Annotated in this window: 14 protein-coding genes and 1 pseudogene; 6 read left to right on the top strand and 9 right to left on the bottom strand. The window is 63.4% G+C overall.

From position 1 onward, the window contains the following. The first annotated feature begins 26 nt into the window (after window positions 1-26). The 6 genes from OKW37_RS07580 to OKW37_RS07555 all read left to right on the top strand — a co-directional run bounded on the left by OKW37_RS07580 (window position 27) and on the right by OKW37_RS07555 (window position 7,209). Entirely contained in the window at window positions 27-983 is a 957-nt protein-coding gene (locus OKW37_RS07580) for a class I SAM-dependent methyltransferase (RefSeq protein WP_429407224.1), read from the top strand. A gap of 42 nt (window positions 984-1,025) precedes the next feature. Then, entirely contained in the window at window positions 1,026-2,099 is a 1,074-nt protein-coding gene (locus tag OKW37_RS07575) for a zinc-dependent alcohol dehydrogenase (RefSeq protein ID WP_187611839.1), read from the top strand. A gap of 77 nt (window positions 2,100-2,176) precedes the next feature. Further along, window positions 2,177-3,328: a methyltransferase domain-containing protein gene (locus OKW37_RS07570; RefSeq protein ID WP_429407225.1), complete on the top strand. Its 1,152-nt coding sequence runs from the start codon at window positions 2,177-2,179 to the stop codon at window positions 3,326-3,328. Window positions 3,329-3,530: 202 nt separating this feature from the next. Beyond that, window positions 3,531-5,666 carry a hypothetical protein gene (locus OKW37_RS07565; RefSeq protein ID WP_429407226.1) on the top strand — a complete coding sequence of 712 codons (2,136 nt, stop codon included), beginning with the start codon at window positions 3,531-3,533 and terminating at the stop codon, window positions 5,664-5,666. Window positions 5,667-5,852: 186 nt separating this feature from the next. After that, complete coding sequence (locus OKW37_RS07560) at window positions 5,853-6,803, top strand: glycosyltransferase family 2 protein (protein WP_429407227.1); 951 nt, start codon at window positions 5,853-5,855, stop codon at window positions 6,801-6,803. Continuing rightward, window positions 6,796-7,209 (top strand): GtrA family protein, encoded by a 414-nt coding sequence (locus OKW37_RS07555; protein ID WP_429407229.1) that lies wholly within the window; start codon window positions 6,796-6,798, stop codon window positions 7,207-7,209. Before OKW37_RS07560 ends, OKW37_RS07555 begins: the two co-directional genes overlap by 8 nt. A gap of 266 nt (window positions 7,210-7,475) precedes the next feature. Here OKW37_RS07555 and OKW37_RS07550 read toward each other — a convergent pair whose 3' ends face one another. From OKW37_RS07550 to OKW37_RS07510, 9 genes and pseudogenes are all read right to left on the bottom strand, one after another. Beyond that, entirely contained in the window at window positions 7,476-7,874 is a 399-nt protein-coding gene (locus OKW37_RS07550; protein WP_429407231.1) for a GtrA family protein, read from the bottom strand. A gap of 82 nt (window positions 7,875-7,956) precedes the next feature. Then, on the bottom strand, window positions 7,957-8,697 hold the full coding sequence (locus tag OKW37_RS07545; RefSeq protein ID WP_429407233.1) for an SDR family oxidoreductase: 741 nt from the start codon (window positions 8,695-8,697) through the stop codon (window positions 7,957-7,959). Further along, window positions 8,694-10,010, bottom strand: a complete 1,317-nt coding sequence (locus tag OKW37_RS07540) for an FAD-binding oxidoreductase (protein WP_429407235.1) — start codon at window positions 10,008-10,010, stop codon at window positions 8,694-8,696. Before OKW37_RS07540 ends, OKW37_RS07545 begins: the two co-directional genes overlap by 4 nt. A 3-nt stretch (window positions 10,011-10,013) precedes the next feature. After that, window positions 10,014-11,439 (bottom strand): annotated as a pseudogene (locus OKW37_RS07535) (UbiA family prenyltransferase). 332 nt (window positions 11,440-11,771) lie between these two features. Next, complete coding sequence (locus OKW37_RS07530; protein ID WP_429407239.1) at window positions 11,772-12,905, bottom strand: glycosyltransferase; 1,134 nt, start codon at window positions 12,903-12,905, stop codon at window positions 11,772-11,774. Continuing rightward, on the bottom strand, window positions 12,902-14,155 hold the full coding sequence (locus OKW37_RS07525; protein ID WP_429407241.1) for a glycosyltransferase: 1,254 nt from the start codon (window positions 14,153-14,155) through the stop codon (window positions 12,902-12,904). Before OKW37_RS07525 ends, OKW37_RS07530 begins: the two co-directional genes overlap by 4 nt. Next, window positions 14,148-15,269 (bottom strand): non-hydrolyzing UDP-N-acetylglucosamine 2-epimerase, encoded by a 1,122-nt coding sequence (gene wecB / locus OKW37_RS07520; protein WP_429407243.1) that lies wholly within the window; start codon window positions 15,267-15,269, stop codon window positions 14,148-14,150. The genes OKW37_RS07525 and wecB overlap by 8 nt, the downstream gene beginning before the upstream one ends. Further along, the gene (locus tag OKW37_RS07515) at window positions 15,266-16,843 is read right to left on the bottom strand and encodes a polysaccharide deacetylase (RefSeq protein WP_429407245.1); all 1,578 of its coding nucleotides are present in this window, start codon (window positions 16,841-16,843) and stop codon (window positions 15,266-15,268) included. The genes wecB and OKW37_RS07515 overlap by 4 nt, the downstream gene beginning before the upstream one ends. Next, entirely contained in the window at window positions 16,840-18,222 is a 1,383-nt protein-coding gene (locus tag OKW37_RS07510) for a phenylacetate--CoA ligase family protein (RefSeq protein ID WP_429509788.1), read from the bottom strand. The genes OKW37_RS07515 and OKW37_RS07510 overlap by 4 nt, the downstream gene beginning before the upstream one ends. Between the last annotated feature and the right edge of the window lie 39 nt (window positions 18,223-18,261).

The raw sequence follows: 18,261 nt of genomic DNA, 5'->3' as shown, positions 1-18,261 counted from the left end.
CAAATTCTTTCAAGCGGAGAAACAAGATGTCGGCATCGCCCGAGCTTCTCGATTCACTTGCCGCGCAGCATCCCGAGATTGCAGAACTGATCGCTGAACGGGACAAGTATCGCGACGCGCTTCAGGTCAATATTCCGCACTTTTCGAATCTCGGCGACGTGCCTCCAGGCCACTACTATTCGCCGATCCCGTCGATCCCCGACATCAAACAGAATGAAGCACGGCTGTTCGGTAACGTCTCGCGCACGCTGCCCGGCATCGAGTTCAACGAAGAGGCGCAGGTGCGGCTCGTCGGCGAGTTCGCCGACAAGTACTACGGCGAAATGCCGTTCGAGCCGCACAAGAAAGACGGCCTGCGCTTCTACTTCGAGAACGTGATGTTCTCGTATGGCGACGCGACGTCGCTGTACTGCATGATTCGCCACCTGCGGCCGCGCCGCATCGTCGAGATCGGCTCGGGTTTTTCGTCCGCCGTTTCGCTCGATACCAACGACCTGTTCTTCGACGGCCAGATCCAGTGCACCTTCGTCGAACCGAACAATGAACGCTTGCTGTCGTTGCTGACCGAGAAAGACAAGGTCACCTCGAAGATCGTCAAGTCGCTCGCGCAGGACGTCGACCTGTCCGTATTCGCGGAACTCGAAGCGAACGACATACTGTTCGTCGATTCGTCGCACGTGAGCAAGATCGGCAGCGACGTGAACCGCATCGTCTTCGAGATACTGCCGATCCTCGCGCCCGGCGTGCAAATACACTTTCACGACGTGTTCCTGCCGCTCGAATACCCGCCGCAGTGGATCTACGAAGGCCGCGCGTGGAACGAAGCCTATCTGCTGCGCGCCTTCCTCCAGTACAACAGCGCGTTCGAAGTTGTCCTGATGAATACGTTCATGGGACACTTCCATGCGGACCTGATGAACGCGCGGATGCCGCTCTTCATGCGCAATCCCGGCGCGAGCTTCTGGATTCGAAAGACACGTTAGGCGCCGCGGCGCAAACGTCTCAAATTTTGCGGAGATTGATAGATGACTTCGACGAACGCGCTCGAGCATCGCACCGAAGGCGCGTCCATGCGAGCCGGCTTGCAAGACGGGGTGCGCGCGATGAAGGTCGGCCGCATCCCGGTACCTGAGTTGCTACCCGGCACCGTGATCGTCAAGGTGGCGAGCGTCGGTATCTGCGGCAGCGATCTGCACGCTTACCGGAACGTCGACGTTCATCAAAGCTTTCCGAACGGCCACGAACTGAGCGGCACCGCGGTCGAAATCGGCGAGGGCGTGACGAGCGTGCGCGTCGGCCAGCGCGTGACGATCGACATGGTGATGGGCACCGCGTGCGGCAAATGCGAGTACTGCAAGCTCGGCACGCCGATTCACTGCCGCGCGCGCGAATTTCCGTTCGGCGGCGGCTTTGCCGAATACGTGCGCACCAAGGAATCGGGCGTGTTCCCGCTGCCCGATGCCGTCGACGATCAGCTCGGCGCCATCGTCGAGCCGGTGGCGGTCGGCATCCACGGGTGCCGCAAGATGCCGATTGCGCGCGGCTCGGTCGGCGTCGTGATCGGCGCGGGCACGATCGGCCTCGCGGCACTCGCCGCGGCGCTGGACGCTGGCAGTGAAAATGTCTACGTGGTCGCAAGACACGCGGCTCAGGCGCGCGCGGCGCTGGCGATGGGCGCCACCGCGATCCTGCCGGCCGATCGCGCCGAAGCGCTCGCCATGGTCGAACAGGCAACCGGCGGATTGGGCGCGCACTACGCGATCGAAGCGGTCGGCGGAACGGCCGACACGTTCGACTTCGCCTGTCAGTTCGTGCGCCCGCTCGGCCACGTGTGCGTGCTCGGTGCCTTCGATCACGGCTTCAGGAACATCGAAATCATCAAACCGCACATCAAGGAACTGACGATTCATCTGCCGAACTGCTACGGCTATATCGACGGTCAGCACGACTTCGCGCTCGCGATCGATCTGCTGGCGCGCAAGGGCGATACGTTGCGCGCCATGATCACGCACGACCTGAGCCTCGACGACGTCGACGAGGCCTTTCGTCTGGCCAGCGACAAAAGTTCGGACTCCATCAAGGTGCAGATGCATACCTGATGGTGTAAGCGGTCTCGCGCAATGCAGTGAACATCGGTCATAACTGGAAGCTGTGCCGTCCAATACGAGGAGGCAACATGGCGAAGGAAGACAATGCTCCAAGCATCGATGAATTTCGAGATAAGCGGCGTTGCCGTTTGCTGAAAGGCCTGAACGTCAAGGAAAGCGTCGGCGTGGAAATAGGCCCGCTTTGCTGGCCTCTCGTGCGACGCAGCGACGGCGGCGAGATCATTTATGTCGACCATACGGACACGCCGCACCTGCGACAGAAGTACAAGGACGATCCTAATCTCGACATCGAAGAGATTGTCGATGTGGACGCGGTGTGGGGGCGCAACACGCTGCATGAAGCGATCAGGGGCCGCTATGTCGACTACGTGGTGGCCTCTCATGTCGTCGAGCATGTTCCAGATCCGGTGACGTGGCTCAGAGAGCTGGCCGCGGTCCTCAAACCGACCGGCGAAGTGCGTCTTGTGGTTCCCGACCGGCGCTTCACCTTCGACTATTTCCGCCGCGAAAGCCGCCTGCCCGAAGTACTGGCCAGCTATATCGCCCGTGCGCGGGTACCGCAGCCCTACTCGCTGCTCGATCATTGCCTGTCCGCCGCGGATGTCTCGGCCCACGAAGCGTGGCAAAAGCGGATCGACCCGCACTCGGTCAAGCGGCATCACACATGGCAGGGCGCGCTACATCTCGCACGCGACGCCTTCGAAAACGGCACCTATCACGACGTTCACTGCTGGGTTTTCACGCCGCGCTCGTTTGCAAAACTGATCGCCGATCTTTGCGAAATGGAGTTGATCGATTTCGCTTGTGAAGATTTCAACGACACGCTGCACAACGATATCGAGTTTTCTGTCGTGATGAGGCGCTCGCGCGATCGCGAATATATTGCCGACAGCTGGCGGCGAATGGAGCGCGAGGCCAGCGACGCGACGCCGGCCGTGCCGTTCTGGCGCACGCATCGCAAACTCAAGGAGCTATGCGCCGGACCGAACGCCCGTAAGAGCACGCCGCGCGTGAGCGGACAGCCCAGCGAACTGGACCCGGACGTAGCGGTCGAATTGCCGCCGGGTTTCAACGAGCAGGAATATCTCGCCGTCAATACGGACGTGGCGGCGGTGGGCGTGAACGCGGGTCAGCATTACCTTCAATATGGGTGGCGGGAGGGGCGGGCCATTCGCCGCTCCATGGTTGTTCCGGTGCCGGTCCTGTCCGACGCCCGCTGAGCAAGCGGGGGAAATGCGGGCGTTGGGGGGCTGGAGGATGCCTTAGAGACATTGAAATGCTAGGATTGCGCGCTGTTACCATTCCTTCGGCCCGCAGCACATGCATCCTATTGAATCTGCTGAGCGACTACCGCAACGCCGCCAGTTCGCGATATGCGTCGCCATCGTCATACTCGCCCCCCTACTGGTCAAGGCTCCCTTATTGTTCGGGATTCTGATTTCCGATCCGGTCGCGCTTTATACCGGAATCGCCACCAACGTGTTGCCAGGTCCCTTCGGCGGCTTTCCTCCGATGCCGACCATCGACCCGAATATCGCGTTCACGAGCCACGCGCTCGGCTATCGTGCCGCACTCGATGTTCTGTCGGGCCACCTGCCCTGGTGGAATCACTACGAGGGTGTGGGCGCGCCGCTTGCCGGCGAAATGCAGGCGGCAGCGCTATCGCCGTTGAACGTACTGCTCGCGCTTCCAAACGGCCAGCTGTACATGCATCTTTCGCTGCAGATCATCGCCGGGCTGTCGACCCTGGCGTTGCTGCGCAAGCTCGGCTGTGCACCGCTCGCCGCCCTGGCCGGTGCGCTGGCCTTCGAATTCAACGGCACGTTTGCCTGGCTCGCCAACGCAATCGTCAACCCTGTGCCGTTCCTGCCGATGGTGCTGCTGGGCGTCGAAAACCTCCGGGAGCGCGTCGCTGAGGGCCGCCGCGGCAATGCAGCATGGATCGTCGTCGGCATCGCCGCGTCGCTGTATGCGGGCTTTCCGGAGGTCGCCTATCTGAACGGCCTGCTGATCGTCGTCTGGACGCTGGTGCGCGCGGCCTCGCTGCCTGGCGCGCAGCGTTTGCGCTTCGTCGTGCACGTCGCGGTGGGTGGACTCGTCGGGCTGGCCATCTCGGCGCCGATCGTGCTCGCCTTCTTCGATTACCTTCCGCTCTCTGAAACGGGCGGCCATGCGGGCGATGGATTCGCGACCGTGTACATGCAGCGCTCGACCGTGCTCGGCACCTGGATGCCTTATGCATTCGGCGGCATCTTCCAGTTGCCAGGTATCGAGGGGTTCTGGGGCGCGATTGGCGGCTATGCCGGCATTGCATTGTCCGTGCTGGCGGTATATGGCATGTTTGGCACGCGGCTGCGCGGCCTGCGTATCGCACTTGCCATCTGGGTTGTCGTGACGCTTGGAATGACTTATGGCGTGCCGGGCATTCATAAGCTCGTCCGAGTGATCCCAGGGCTCAAATATGCGGCGTTTTTCCGCTACTTCCCGCCATCCTGGGAGCTCGCGCTGAGTGTATTGTCGGCGCTCGCGTTGACGGATATCGGCTTGCAACCTCGTCCGGTGCGACTGAAGCTCGCGGTCGTCGCAACGGCGCTCGCCTGTTTGCTCAGTCTCATCCCGATGATCCAGCATAACGTCGTGCCTACGGGCATGATCGCTCACGGTGGCGCCGCTTTCGGTCTCGCGATCCTCTTTGCTCTCGCAGTCATCGCGTGGCGGACAGAGGCGATCCGGTCGCCTGCTGCGGCGCTCGCTGCAGTGCTGATCGTTGAAAGCGTGGTCAATTTCCTCGTGCCGACGCTCAGTCATCCGCGCCACTCGACCGTTCATCTCGCCGGCGTACGTTACTTGCAGGACAACCTGGGGCTGAACCGTTTCGCGACGTTCGGACCGATCGCGCCAAACTACGGCTCGTATTTCGGCATCGCTTCGATCAACTACAACGACCTGCCGGCACCGACCGACTGGACGCGTTACATCAACGCGCATCTTGACAGCAACCAGGAGCCCATTCCAGGCGTGTCACGGCATGACCCGAACGGACCCTCCGCGGCCGATAGCCTCGTCGCAAACATAAGTGCCTACGCGCGCATCGGCGTGCGCTACGCGGTCGTGCCGGACAATCTCGACGCCCCGCGTTTCGAGAAGCTGCGTGGGTATCTGGCAAGCGCGCCGAATCCGGGCCTCAAGCAGGTCTATCGCGACGAGGCCATGCGGATTCTCGAGCTGCCTGCGCCGGCATCTTATTTCAGCGCGCCCGGCTGTACGGTCAAGCCGCGGGATCGGGACGCAGCTCACGTGCAATGCGACGCTCCGTCGACGCTATCGCGTCTCGAACTGTTCATGCCGGGCTGGCGGGCCACGATCAATGGAAGCGACACGCCGATTGCGCGTAGCGGAGAAATCTTCCAGGAGATCGCGCTGCCTGCAGGTAGCTCCGACATCCAGTTCCGCTTTTTGCCCATACATATGAAGTGGGCGTACCTCGCGCTGCTCCTCGGCTGCCTCGTATTTGTCTTCGACGTGGTGCGCGGCTTCCGCGGCGCCAAGGCGCGTTGATCTCACGACACGCGATTGCGCATGCCGCGCGGCCCGCGCGCGGCATGCGGTTCACGACACGCCACCGGGAAGCTATACGGCTTCAGGTAAAATTTCGGAAAGAGGCGATGTCTTCCGGCGCCTTTCATCATTCACAGGCGGTCTCGCTTCGCAACAAGACGCTACCAGCAAAACACCTCATAGAATATGGTTGACACCTCTGCTGTTCGAATTGCTGTAGTCATTCCCTGCTACAACGAGGCGGCTGCAATCGGCACCGTCGTCAGCGACTTCCGCGAAAGCCTGCCCACGGCTGACATTGTCGTATTCGACAATAATTCGAAGGACAACACGGCCGACGTCGCCCGCGCGGCCGGCGCGGCGGTTATTTCCGTGCCGCTGCAAGGCAAGGGCAACGTCGTGCGCCGCATGTTCGCGGACGTCGATGCGGACGTCTTCGTGATGGTCGACGGTGACGCGACTTACGATGCGGCCGCCGCTCCGATGCTCGTCGACCTGCTGATCGAAAACAGGCTGGACATGGTCGTCGGCTCGCGTCTCAGCGACGAGCAAACCGCGTATCGGCTCGGTCACCGCTTCGGCAACGTGCTGCTCACGCAATGCGCGGCGACGATTTTCGGCAAGACCTTCAAGGACATGCTGTCGGGCTATCGCGTGTTTTCGCGCCGCTATGCGAAGACCTTCCCGGCGCACTCCAAGGGCTTCGAAATCGAAACCGAGCTCGCGGTTCACGCGCTAGGTATGCGCATGCCCGTGGCTGAAGTCGAAACCCGCTATTCGTCCCGTCCCGAAGGCTCGGAAAGCAAGCTCAACACTTACCGCGACGGCTTCAGGATCCTGATGATGATTCTGAAGCTCTTCAAGTCGGAAAAGCCTTTCGCGTTTTTCACGACCGGCTTCGCGGCTTGCACGCTGCTGTCGATCGCACTCGCGATCCCGGTCTTCACCACTTATGTCGAAACCGGTCTCGTGCCGCGCATCCCGACGTTCATTCTCAGCACCGTGCTGATGTTGCTGGGCGCTATCCTGCTGATCTGCGGCATCGTTCTCGATACGGTGACCCATGGCAGAAACGAACTGAAGCGCATCGCTTATCTCGCGATCCCCGCCCTGAAGTCGCGGAGCCACGGTGGCTAAGTTGCACCGCGAATTCATCTGGTTTGCGATCGCCGGCGTTGTCGGCTTTGGCGTCGATGCCGGAGTGCTGTATGGGGCACTGGCGCTCGGTTGCGGCCCCTACGTAGGGCGAGCGATCTCGTTCCTTTGCGCCGCTTTCGTCACCTGGCAGATCAATCGGCGCATCACGTTCACCGCGGCGGCGGGCGAATCGCTGTGGCGCGAATGGTGTCAGTATCTCGCCGCGATGTCGCTTGGCGGCGCATGCAACTACGGCGCCTATGTGCTTACCTTGCATCTACTGCCGCGCAGCCCGGCGAGCCCTTTGCTGGCGGTCGCCGCCGGTTCTATCGCCGGTATGTTCGTGAACTTCGCGACGGCGAAGCTTTGGGTCTTCCGAGCCACGCCGCAAAAGGACGCGAAGTAACGCGAAAACCGATGCTTACGGACCATTGGCGAGCTTTGCCGTCCAGTTCGTCCACTGGCGAAGGCAGCAGACTGCAAAAGATCTCGTGGACCATCCGAACGCTATAGCGCAGCACGTACGGAAGAGCGCCAAATTCAAGCGGCGGCGAACCATTCGTTCCGACAGCATTCTTGTCGTCCATTCCTTTCCGACGCTTCCGGCCAAGACGCGCACATTTTCTACGGCACGTGTTTCCTGGTTCGCCGGTGCTTCAAGCGCACCTCGATTCACGCAAACACAAACTTCTTATCCAACCGATACTTGACGACGTAACCGATCACGAGCCCAATCACTCCTCCCATAAACCGCGCGGGTTCTGATTGATAAATCGCATCCGCGCCGAATTCGAAGCCCCAGAAAATCGCGGTGGTAGCGAGCCCCATCACGGTGTAGAGCATAAAACTTTGGATGCCGTGCGAGAGGTCGCGATGGCGATAGCGAAAGATCCAAATCTTGTCGAGCGCGAACTTCACCACGAGCCCGACCCCTGTCCCAACGACAACCGATAACGGCACGCTCAACGCGCCGGAATAGACCAGCAGCGAAACCTTCTGAAAGCCGATATTCGCAAGAATCGAAAGTCCCGCAAATAGCGAGTAAAACATGACGAGGCGCGACGCGCTCATCGGGGCTGCAGACGAGTTCAAGAGAAAGACCACCATGTCAGGAAAGAATAATCGACCATCCGCCCGCACGGCATGCGGCGCATTACAGCGAAAGCCGCTTGAACACGCGGCCAGGAATGGAGCGGATGATCAGCATGATGCCCGACCAGAACCACGGTGTATAAACGACATCCCTGCCCTTCTCCACCGCCCGCACGATATCGCCAGCAACCCGGTCCGGCGTCGCCACGAGCGGCCCCGGCAACGGCAAGCCCGCAGTCATCGGTGTCGCGACGAAGCCCGGCTTGATCGTCACGACATGCGCGCCCACCTTGAACAGGCGCGACCGCAAGCCCTCGCAATAGGCCGACAACGCCGCTTTCGCGCTGCCGTACAGATAGTTCGACTGCCGCCCGCGATCGCCAGCAACCGATGAAATCACCGCAATCGTGCCGCGGCGCTGCGCTTCGATTACGTTCGCAAAGCGCGTCAGCAGCGCGATCACCGACACCGCGTTGGTGTTGAACTCGCGCACTGCGACGTCGACGTCATGCTGGCAAACCTGCTGATCAGGCAATGTACCGGGTGCAACCAGCACGATGTCCAGCGCGCCGAATTCGACGGCGCAGCGCTGCATCATGGCCGCGTGCTCGCCAAGCTGATCGATGTCCAACTGCTGGCACTGCACGGTCTGCGCGCCACGCGCCTTCAGGTCATCCGCGACCTGCTGCAAACGGTCCGCATTACGCGCGACGAGAAAAAACCGCGCGCCCTGATTGGCCCACTCACGTGCACAGGCCATAGCGATCGCCGAAGTGGCGCCTACGATAACGATATTTTTCATATTCGAGTCGTTCGTTCCCAAAAGCGCGACAGCAAAGCCGGGTCGCGCAGCGCTTCGACCTGCTGCCACTGCGGATAGGCCGCGCGAAAATCCTCGCCCGACATGTGAGCATCTTTCGCCGGATACATGCGGCCGCCGCTCTCGCGCACGATCGCATCGAGCCGCTCGAACAGCTTGCGATTCGAGGTGTCGCGCTGCGGAAAATCGAGCGCAAGCGACGTCCCTTCCAGTGGAAAGGACAGCAAGCCCGGCGAGCGGATATCGCCGCAGCGCTTCAGCACCGCGAGTATCGAGCCGGTGCCGCTGCGGGCGATCACGTCGAGAATCGCGCGGGTCGCATCGCGCGCAACCGGTGCCGGTATCACGCATTGATACTGCTGAAAACCCGCTCGACCGTAAATGCGATTCCATTCGAGCAGGCTGTCGAGCGGATAAAAGTAAGAATCGTAGCTGACCGTGGAGCGCACCGCGTCCGCGCGTTGCCGTCTGTAGTACAGCTCGTTGAAGGCACGCAGCGTCAGCCGGTTGAACACGGGAATCGGCGACGTGAATGGCACCGTGCGCATCTTGCGGCGTTCAATTTCGAGCCCCCCGTCGGACGCGTGGTCGCCCACCATGAAAATGCCTCTGCCCAGCGCGGCATCGCGGCTTTGACAGTCGACCCAGGCCACGCTGTATTCATGCTGCGCATCGAGCCGCTCGGACAGCGCGAAGAATTCGTCGAGATTGGCAAAGCGGATGCTGGTCACGTCGAGCATGCTCGATTGGATTGGCATCAACTGGATCTCCGCCCAGGTGATCAGCCCGGTCATGCCGAGGCCGCCGATCGTCGCCGCGAAGAACTCGGCGTGCATGTCAGATGCGCATTCGAACTGCGTGCCATCGCTGCGCAACAGACCAAAGCGCCGCACATGCCGGCCGAATGTGCCGCGCACATGATGGTTCTTGCCGTGCACGTCGTTGGCGATCGCGCCGCCTAGGGTCGCGTATTTGGTGCCGGGTGTGACCGGCAACATCCAGCCGCGCGGGATCACCACTTCAAGGATCTGCCCGAGCGTCATGCCTGGCTCGGCGCGCAAGGTCCCGTTCTGCCAATCGGCCGAAATCAGCCGGTCCATCGGCAATGTCTGGATCACATGCCCCGACGAAGCGAGACAGCTGTCGCCATAGCTGCGTCCATTGCCGAATGCGAGCGTCGTGCGTTCCTCGTCGCCAACCTTGCGCCAGACCGCGGCTGCTGAATCGCGCCACGCGATCGGATGCGCATCTTGTGGCGCGTACGGATAGCGCCCCCAGGAGTGAACTTTCGGCATCGGCTAGATGGCCAACCAGAAAACGATGCCGCACAGCGCGAAGACCACCCAGCTGCTGTGGTCCTTGGCCGCGAACACGATCGGATCGTCGTGCATCTGCCCGCGATGCGCGATGACCCACGTGCGGCTCACCCAGTAAAGCAGGAGCGGACAGGCTATCCAGATGAACTGCGGATGCCGGTACAGGCTCGTGGTATTGCCGTCCTGAATGTAGAGCGCGAGAACCAGTACGGAAAGATAGCCCGAGGCGGCCCCAAGCGACGAGATCAGCGGCAGATCGTCAGCGACATAGCCCCGGCCGCGCGATTTGACGAGGCCGCGCTCCTGCAGCGCGAGGAGTTCCGCATAGCGCTTGACGAGCGCGAGGCTTAGAAAAATGAACATCGAGAATGCGAGCAGCCAGAACGTGAGTTTGGCATCGATCGCGGCGGCGCCGGCGATGATCCGCGTCGTATAGAGGGAGGCCAATACGACGACATCTACCATGACTCGCCGTTTCAGGTGAAACGAATAGGCCAGTGTGAGGATGTAGTAACCCAGCAGTACCAGCATGAACTCGCGCGGCAGGGATAACCACGCGATCGCGCCGCCCAACACCAGCAGAACAGGAAAAAAGCGCCATACCCCACACGAGCGGGACAGCGCCGGACGCGAGAGGCCGCCGACGTTTGGTCGGATGGTGCCGGTCGTCTTCGAGATCGAGCAGGTCGTTCAGCAGATAGACGCTCGACGCGCACAGGCCGAACGCGAAAAAGGCCAGGATGGCGGCGATGACCGCGGGGACGTGCGACAGTTGATGCGCCGCCAGCAACGGGACGAAGATCAGCAGATTCTTGAGCCACTGATGCAAGCGCAGCGATTTCGCCCACGCCCCTGGCCAGCCGGAGCGTTCGTCGATGACGCGCTCGACATTGCCTTGCTTGCGCGCTGCGCGCTCCACACCGTTCGATGGATTGACCACATATGCACGCTCGGCGGCGGCCCAAACGGCGACATCGTCGTGAGAATTTCCCGCGTAATCGAAGCCCTTCTCGCCGAACTCGGCGACCAGTCTGTCGCGCTTGCGATGCGCGGACAGATTGACCGCGCCATCCGTGGCGAAGGTCTTGTCGAAAAATCCCAGATGATCGGCAATCGCGTTCGCGTAGCGCTCATGGCTGGCAGTAGCCAATACGAGGGAGCGTCCCGCGGCGCGCTCCGCTTTGAGCCATTCGATTACCGCGGCATCGTAGGGCAGAACGGTGACATCGATATTGGTCGCTTCGGCGAGATGAGCCTTCAGGCCCGGTTTGCCCTCGCGCGCAAACCACAGAAGAGGCTCGTAAAACCGATGCGGGGCAGACTTGGCGAACGCAAAGCCGCATTCAATCAGGACATCCGATCGAATCAAGGTACCGTCGAGGTCGACAACGAGAGGTTTGCTGCTCATGCACTGGGCCGCCGCAGGACAGATTTAAGATGAAGAGCCATGAGATTTGGCAGGAATGGGTTCTGCCAGAATGCCTGGTTAATCCAAACCGCATTGGGCCTGATGTTCGAACCGCGTAAAGCGAGCACACCCTACTATCCAGCCACCGGACCTGCAAACCAACCGGAGCGCCCGTGCAGAGGCCGTCCGGTCTTGCCAGTTGCAAAACGACGCGATGCCCGGCGAAGTTTCGCCGAGCTGGGCAAATATTACAATACTTGATACGCAAGACAGTTCAGTATCCCACCAAACTTCCGCGACTCAAGGGAGTTCGAAGGAACAACTACCCGGCGTCAGACGGCCACTACCTGCCGATATAGCGCTTCGTAAGCGCTTCCCAACGCTGGCCCCGAAAACAACCGCTCATACCGTTCCCGCGCCGCCGCTCCCATGCCGCGCGCCAGTGCTTCATCCAGCGTCAGCCGGTTAATCGCGGCGATCAGCGGTTCGGGCGCCTCGGGCGGCACGACAAACCCCGTCACCCCATCCTCGTTGACGAACGAAGTCCCGGACCCCACTTCACAGCACACCATCGGTTTGCCGAACATCGCGGCTTCGACCAGCACCATCCCGAACGCTTCGGAGCGCAAATGCGAGGGCAGCACCATCGCGCGACAGCCCTCGAGCAGCGCAACCTTTTCCTCATGCGTGACCTGCCCGGCAAACACGACGTTGGTCGCGCCATGCTGCCGCGCCAAGGCGGCGAGCCGCTCGCGCTCCGGCCCCGAGCCGGCGATGACGATTTTCGCCTGCACATGCCGGGCGGCCTCGACGAGCGTGTGCAGTCCCTTGTAGTAGCGCAACACGCCGAGCGCCAGAAAATACGGCTCGCCCGGCGCCAGGCCGAGCCGGCTCTCGAGCTTGCGCCGCGCGTCGAGCGGCTGCGGCTCGTCGCGATAGTCGATGATGCCGAGCGGAATCGTCTTCAAACGCTCCTTCGACACGCACGCGGCAAGCGTCTCACTGGTCCGCGCATAGGCCGCCGACGTCGCGACCACCGCGGACATGCTGCGCAGCGTGCGCCGCATCAGCGGCCCATAGACGGCGCCGAGCAGCTTCTGCCGCACGATGTCGGAGTGGTAAGTCATCACCGTCGGTTTGCTGGTGCGTCCGAGCAGATGCAATACGTCGGCGAACGGCCACGGAAAGTGGAAATGCACGACGTCGGCCCAGTCGGCCAGCTCGCGATACCTGATCACCGAGCAGGGCCCGCCGAGATCGCACGATGCCGGCGCCGCCCACGATTTCCCGCGGATCACCTGCCCTTCCGGGCGTTCGACGACGGTCGGCGTCGGGCTCGGCGACAGCGTCAGAATGCGCGGTTCGACGCCGCGCTCGCGCGTCGCTAGCGCAATCTGGCGGATCGCTTCCTGCAGGCCGCCGGGCGGGTCCGGGAAGTACGTGCGGTACACATGAACGACCCTCACGTGCGCACCTCAGCGCCGTGTGGCCGCGCGCTGCTGCCGCACGCCTGCGGGAAGTGGAAGGTGATCGACAGCATCTTGTCCAGCCGCGCTTCCCACGTGTTCTCGCCAACCGCCGCGCGCGCTTCGTCCGCGCTCAGCTTGCCGCGTGCAAGCTGCTTCTCGATCGCCGCGATGAACGCGTCGGCATCGCTGCCCACTTCGAGCCCCGCGCGCGGTTCCTTCGCGAAATCGAGCGGCGTCGATACGACCGGCAGACCGGCCGCGAGATATTCGTAGAACTTCATCGGAAACATCGAGTGCGTGTATTCGTTGATCAGCGTCGGCAACACACCGACCCGCATGCCGCGCAAATACTCTGGCAGCACGCGATACGGCCGGTAGCCGAGCAGATGCACGTTCGGCAGACGCTTGAGCTGCGCGAGCAGGTCGCTGCGCTGCCCTTCGCGCTCCTCGCCGATGATCACCCATTGCCACTGCGGCCGCGCCTGCGCGGTTTGCAGCAGCAGCGGCAGATCGACCTTGAAGTCCGACAGCACGCCGTGATACACGAGCCGCGGCTCGTCGATCGCGGCGAGCTCGGCGGGCAGCGGCCCGTCCGCGCGCGCCGCGCCGAAGTGCGCTTCATCGACGACGTTGCCGAAGAAATGCGTATTGGGGTTAAACGGCAGGCACACGTCCTTCAGCGACTGCGCAGTCGTGAATACCGCCTCGCAGCGCCCGAGCAGGTCCTGCTGGGCATTGCGGAACGCGTCGACGTCGACGCCCGGAATCGCCGCGATATCGTCGACGCAGTGGTAGACCAGGGGCCCGCGCGGCAGCGTCGCGATCGCATCGAGCATGTACGGGTGGTACGTCCACACGACCGGCTTGACGTAGCGATGCGACCCCGCGAAGCGGTTCACCGAAAAACGCAGCATCGCCTGATTCAGCGAGCGCACGAACGGCAGATGATGCCCGGCCGGCACCATCAGCGGCGACAGCACCCAGATGCTGTCGGCGCGGCGCGGCGGGCCGAGCACGAGCGACTGCACGCCGCGCCACAGACGTCGCCACAGGCGCGACCAGTCGCGGCCGCTGGCCACTTTCGGCGAGCGGAAGCCAACGCTTTCCACATACAGAATCCGCCAGCCGCGCGCGGCGAGGATGCTCGCCGTGTGCTGCTTGTTGGTCCAGTACGGCTCGTCCCAGTCGGCGGTCGAAAACAGCACGCAGTCTTGCGGGGCCAGCACGGGGTTCTTGCCGTCAGCCAACGAACACCTCGACCGGTCGGCCGCGCAGGCTGTCGACGATGCGTCGTGAGGCCAGTCCGTCGCCGTACGGATTCGCGCGATCGCGCAGCGCCGCGCGCCGCGCGGGATCGTCGAGCCAGCCGACCACCGCGCTTTCGATGCTCGCCGCGCTCTGGCCCGCGAGCGTCGCGAAACCGGCGTCAACGCCTTCGCGGCGCTCGGTGTGATTGCGCATCACGACGACCGGCACGCCGAAGGTTGGCGCTTCTTCCTGGATGCCGCCCGAATCGCTGACCACGACGGCGCTGCCGCTGATCAGATAAAGGCTCGTCGGATAGTCGACCGGCTCGATCAGCGCGAGGTTCGGGATGCCATCGAGCTCGCGATGCACGGGCTCGCGCACGGCCGGGTTCAGATGCACGGGGAACACCCAGCGGTAATCGCTATAGCGCTGACACAGGTCGCGCAGCACGCGGCAGATGTCCTGCAGCACGTCGCCGAAATTCTCGCGCCGATGGCACGTGACGAGCACGTGCTGCTGCTGCGCGCCATGCCATGCGGGCAGCGGACTCGCCGGCGGCGTGACGCTCCAGCTCGCGCGCACTTCGCCGATCGCATCGACGACCGTGTTGCCGGTCACGACGATCTTCTCTGGCGCGACGCCTTCGCTGAGCAGGCTGTCGCGCGCGCGCGAGGTCGGCGCGAAATGCAGCGTCGCGATGCGGCCGAGCAGGCTGCGGTTCGCTTCCTCGGGAAACGGACTCGCCAGATCGCCGGTGCGCAGCCCCGCCTCGACGTGACCGACGCGGATGCCGCGCTGGAACGCCGCGAAGCCCGCGCAGAACGCGGTCGTCGTGTCGCCCTGCACGATCACCCAATCGGGACGTGTTTCGTCGAGCGCGCGATCGAGCGCGGCGATCAGGCGCGACGCGAGCGCGTTCAGCGATTGACCCGGTTGCATCGTTTCGAGCGCGATGTCCGGTTCGATGCCGAAGAATTCGAGCGCCTGCGCGGCCATGTCCCTGTGCTGCCCGCTCGCGCAGACGATCGTGTCGAACTCGCTGCGCAGCGCTCGCACGAGCGGTGCGAGCTTGATGACCTCGGGCCGCGTGCCCATCACCACCATGACTTTCATTGCAGTGCTTTCCCCGTCTCGACCTTGGTATGAGCGCCCCGGAACTCGACGCCGAGCGCGAGCGGCGTCGTGTCGGCGAAGGGCGTGACGACGCGAAAGACGCCGTCGTGTTCGACGATCTGCGCGAGCGAGCGCAAGCGCAGGAAATCGAGCGCGGCTTCCTCGTGCAGGAACAGCGGCCGTTGGGCCTTGCCGCGCATGTAGGCGATCAACTGCTCGTGCGCGTCGATGCGCGCCGCCTCGTCGGTCCAGCCGTACGCGTAGCGCTCGGAGAACGGATGGTCGAGATAGCCGAACAGCGTGTTGGTCGCGTACGCGGTGTCGAAGGCCTGCTTGAAGATCGCGAGCGGATCGCCCTCTTTCAGCATGCAGTCGCCGTGCAGCATGCACTGTTGGCTGTGACCGACGAAGCCCGCCGGCAAGCCGGCCAACGCGCCGCCGCGTGCGCTCAGAAACTCCGGATCGTTGCGGATGATGCCGCCGATGCAGCCCGCGTAGCCCGCGTCGATCAGGCCGCGCATCGCGTACGGCGGCGACTGGTGAAACGGCGACACCGCGTAGCGCACCGGCACGCCGGTCGCGCGTTCGAGCAGTTCGGCCGATTGCACGCCTTCCGCGATCGCGGTGTCGTAGCTGCCACCCCAGTTCGGCGAGTGCGTCGCCGTGTGCGACAGCACCGCGCCCTGCTGCCGGTCGGCAAGCAGTTCGCGCAGGATGTCGTGCTGGCCGCCGCGTTGCAGGTTCTGCGTATGCACGGCGAGCGTGAACGGCACGCCGAGACGCCGGTACGCGTGCCACAACGGGCGCGCCGATTCGACGTCCTCGTCGCAATCGAGCCGCGACGTGATCGCCGCGTCGTAACCCCACGGAAGTTCGCTCAGCACCGGCTGACACGGCAGCGCATCGGCCCGGTAGCCCGACAGAAACCGCTCGACGAGGCGCCATTCGAACGAATCGCACGGGCCGACCGGCCGGTTGAACCACAGCACGGCCGATGCGCCCGCATCCCACAGCGCCGCGTACGCGAACTGTCGCTCGCCGTTCACGACGACCGCGGCCAGCTCCGCTTCGGCCGGAACTTCGGGCGCCTGCGCGAGCGCCCAGATCGAGCCGTCGGCGCGAATCGCGCCGTAGCCGAGGTTGTTCCATTCGTCGGTGAAATCGAAGCGCTCGAACGGGCGATGCCATGGCTCGCCGCCGAGTGTCTGCGCGAGCGCGCCGTAGCGCACCGCCGCCGCGCTTTCGCGCGACTCGCCCGAAGGCGCCGTTGCACTGCGGCTCGCTTGCGAGAGGTCGGCGGGCAACGCCGCGGGCCGATAACGCAGATAGTCCGCGAGCGCGATCGGCATATGGCCGAACACGATCAGCTTGCGCGGCCGCGCCTGCACGAACGCGATCAGGTCGGCGCTCCACGCATCGGGCGCGTCGACCGCGACCACGACGTCGGGCGCGATCTCGTGCAGCATGTTGCGCGCAATCGCCTGGGCCTGGGTCGCGCTGACCGAGCGCCGCAGCGCCGCCAGCACGTATTGGCCGGCGTCGGCGCGCGCATCGGGATACGCGACGCCGATCATGCGCTCACCACGTGACGGAATTTGGCGCGACTGCCCACGCGCACGAAATCGTCGTGACCGACGTAGGCGATCGTGAACGCGTCCTGCCAGAAGTGGCGCAGCTTCGCGGTGGTGTCCTCCGCGTTCGCGTGCGGTTCGAGCACGATGCGCAAAGTGGGCGGCGTCGTGCGCAGATCGATCTGGAATTCCTGGATGCCGCCGACGCGGTGATCGAGCATGTCCTGGATGTGGTGCGTCGGATGCGCGACGCCGTTGATCGGCACGACGTCGTGAATCCGGCCGACCACGTCGGTCAGGAAGAAGCCCTTCTCCGTCTCCTGCACGCGCGCGAGGTCGCCGGTCGTGTAGCGGATCAACGGCATCAGCCGGTTGCGGAACCCGGTGAACACGAGCTCGTGCGCGCCGTCGGGGTTGTCCCGCGCGACGCGGCTTTCCGGCCAGCCTTCCGATTCGAGGATCTGGAAGCCGCCTTCGTGACCGTCGAGCTCATAGGCCATCACACCGAGCTCGGCGAGGCCGTAGCGGTCGATCACGCGGCAGCGCAACGCCTTCGCGATCATCTCGCGCGCATGCGGCTCGAGCAGCTCGCCGCTCGACTCGAACACCTGGAACGCGTTGCCGCCGCCGTACTTGCGCTCGACATAGCAGGCGAGCGCGTACATCGTCGACGGATGCGAGTGCGCGAGATACGGGCGGCGGCGCTTCAGCGTGCGCCACATTTCCTCGAGGCCGTGATCGTCGATGCGGTCGAAGAAGACATTGCTGCGATTCATCGCGAAGCATTTGAAGTCTTCGCGCGACGGCCACTCGGACACGACCTGATCCGGGAAACGGCACGCGAAGTGCAACTCCGAGCGATGGCGCAGCTTGCCGATCCGCTCGCGGCAATAGTTGGTGACCGCCGACGAATAATCGGCGCCTTCCTGGTCGTAGTAAATCGTCGTGGAGAGGCCGGTCGAGCCGCCGGTCTTGCACGCGTGGTGCTTGCCAGCCTCGAGCGGTCCCGACAGGAGACGCGGACCCTGCTCGCGGATGATGTCCTTGGTCAGATACGGCAGTTCTTCGAGGTAGCGCGGGTCGTTCCTGACCTTGGCGGAATCGAACTGCTTCGCCTGGAACAGGTCGCGATAGTAAGGCACCTTCGCGCCGGCGAATTCGAGCGTGGCGACGAGCCGTTCGAGCGCGATGCGGCGGCGATGCGGCATCGGCAGCGAATAGTGCTCGCGCAGCTCGCGGATTTTCGGGCGCACGTTGCGCTTTTCGGCGTTCTCCGCAATCGGATACGCGATATAGCCGCCCGCGAAACCCTTCAGCGTGCGAAACGGCTGACGCACCAGCAGGGATTCGGAGTAGCGCAGAAATGGGTGATTAGCTCGCATCAAATTCGAACCTTGTTACGCCTCGGGATTGGCCACGAG

The organism is Paraburkholderia sp. MM5482-R2 (genome assembly GCF_050436125.1).
Classification (GTDB): Bacteria; Pseudomonadota; Gammaproteobacteria; order Burkholderiales; family Burkholderiaceae; genus Paraburkholderia; species Paraburkholderia tuberum.
The sequence above is the reverse complement of the archived record's forward strand: the minus strand, read 5'-3'. Positions and strand labels throughout refer to the sequence as shown.